The organism is Vibrio sp. C8, assembly GCF_054051265.1.
Genome location: NZ_JBPAOE010000034.1, coordinates 1 through 1,077, shown reverse-complemented (window position 1 = coordinate 1,077; position 1,077 = coordinate 1). Strand labels below are relative to the sequence as shown.

Annotated in this window: 4 tRNA genes and 2 rRNA genes; all 6 read left to right on the top strand. The window is 44.1% G+C overall.

Annotation, left to right across the window (positions count from 1 at the left end):
• Positions 1-73, top strand: a 16S ribosomal RNA gene (locus ACRQQK_RS15480); the annotation flags it as partial.
• A gap of 67 nt (positions 74-140) precedes the next feature.
• Positions 141-216, top strand: a tRNA-Glu gene (locus ACRQQK_RS15475).
• A 1-nt stretch (position 217) separates the two neighbouring features.
• Positions 218-293: transfer RNA gene (locus ACRQQK_RS15470), tRNA-Lys, on the top strand.
• 16 nt (positions 294-309) lie between these two features.
• Positions 310-385, top strand: a tRNA-Ala gene (locus tag ACRQQK_RS15465).
• Positions 386-403: 18 nt separating this feature from the next.
• Positions 404-479 (top strand) — tRNA-Val (locus ACRQQK_RS15460).
• Positions 480-784: 305 nt separating this feature from the next.
• Positions 785-1,077, top strand: a 23S ribosomal RNA gene (locus ACRQQK_RS15455); the annotation flags it as partial.

Genomic DNA, 1,077 nt, shown 5'->3' with positions numbered 1-1,077 from the left:
TTTGTGGTTCATGACTGGGGTGAAGTCGTAACAAGGTAGCGCTAGGGGAACCTGGCGCTGGATCACCTCCTTACGTAAAGATTCTCTTGATGAGTGTCCACACAGATTGATTAGGTTTAGAAAGATAAGAGTATCTTAGTGTCCCGTTCGTCTAGAGGCCTAGGACACCGCCCTTTCACGGCGGTAACAGGGGTTCGACTCCCCTACGGGATACCATGGGTCGTTAGCTCAGTTGGTAGAGCAGTTGACTTTTAATCAATTGGTCGCAGGTTCGAATCCTGCACGACCCACCATTATCGCTTCAAGTATGGGGTTATAGCTCAGCTGGGAGAGCGCCTGCCTTGCACGCAGGAGGTCTGCGGTTCGATCCCGCATAGCTCCACCATCTTGAAAGTGAAATAATGGGCGATTAGCTCAGTTGGGAGAGCACCTGCCTTACAAGCAGGGGGTCACTGGTTCGAACCCGGTATCGCCCACCATCTTTAAGTGTTTTTGAAAAAGAATATTTAAAAATGGTTTTCGTTAGAAAATCTTGCTCTTTAACAATTTGGAAAGCTGACAAATAACGATTTGATTAATCGTTATTTATTAAAAGTTCTCAAATCCTATGTCTCTTAGAGATGTAGGTACCAATACACATTCAAGTGTTCTTGGGAATCTTACTTTATAAGTAAGTATTCATATTTGAGTCCGGCAAAATCGAAATGTCTCTCGCTCATTCAAATAATGAGAGACAACTAAACCTTGGTTGTTTGCCATACATAAAGACCCTTTGGGGTTGTATGGTTAAGTGACTAAGCGTACACGGTGGATGCCTTGGCAGTCAGAGGCGATGAAGGACGTATTAACTTGCGATAAGCGTAGATTAGGCAGTAAAAGCCACTTGAGTCTACGATTTCCGAATGGGGAAACCCACTCACATAAGTGAGTATCATTAACTGAATACATAGGTTAATGAGGCGAACCGGGAGAACTGAAACATCTAAGTACCCCGAGGAAAAGAAATCAATTGAGATTCCGAAAGTAGCGGCGAGCGAAATTGGATTAGCCCTTAAGCTTTTAATGACACAGGTGAAG